Below are 564 nucleotides of genomic sequence, written 5' to 3'. Positions count from 1 at the left end.
TCGCCTCGTGCATCGACCTCGGCTCGCGGAAGCTCACCGGGTGGGCGATGGCCGACCACATGCGCACCGAACTCGTCGGGGGCGCGCTCGAAGCCGCCCGGCGCGAGCGCGGTTCCCTTACCGGTTCGGTGTTCCACTCAGACCACGGGTCGGTCTACACCTCGAAGGCATACGCCGCCCTCTGCGAGCAACTCGGGGTGACCCAGTCGATGGGGGCGATCGGATCGTCCGCCGACAATGCCCTCGCCGAGTCGTTCAACGCGACCCTCAAACGTGAACTCCTCGAAGGCCGTTCTGCGTTTCCCGACGCGGCCACTGCCTACCGCGCCGTGTTCCGCTGGGCGAACCGCTACAACACCCGGCGCCGCCACTCCGCGATCGGCAATATCAGCCCGAACGCCTACGAAGCCGCTGCCTCCGCTACCCTCGCGGAAGCGGCATAACCGAAATGACACCGTGTCCAAGATCAGGGGCTAAGAGCGTGTCTCATGTGGAGAGTTTCTTGAAACAGGTGATGGCCGCGGCAAGCTGGAGGAAGCCAGCGAAGTGTTCGGCATGTCGTTC

Annotated in this window: 1 protein-coding gene; it reads left to right on the top strand. The window is 65.1% G+C overall.

Features of this window, described 5'->3' with window-relative positions; genetic code table 11:
* Positions 1-443: integrase core domain-containing protein (locus tag K3M35_RS25875; RefSeq protein WP_220667300.1), on the top strand; the 443-nt coding region annotated here is incomplete at its 5' end.
* Positions 444-564 lie beyond the last annotated feature (121 nt).

The sequence above is a fragment of the Rhodococcus sp. DMU2021 genome (assembly GCF_019641445.1).
Lineage (GTDB): Bacteria > Actinomycetota > Actinomycetes > Mycobacteriales > Mycobacteriaceae > Rhodococcus > Rhodococcus pyridinivorans.
This window is presented reverse-complemented; position numbering and strand designations above follow the sequence as displayed.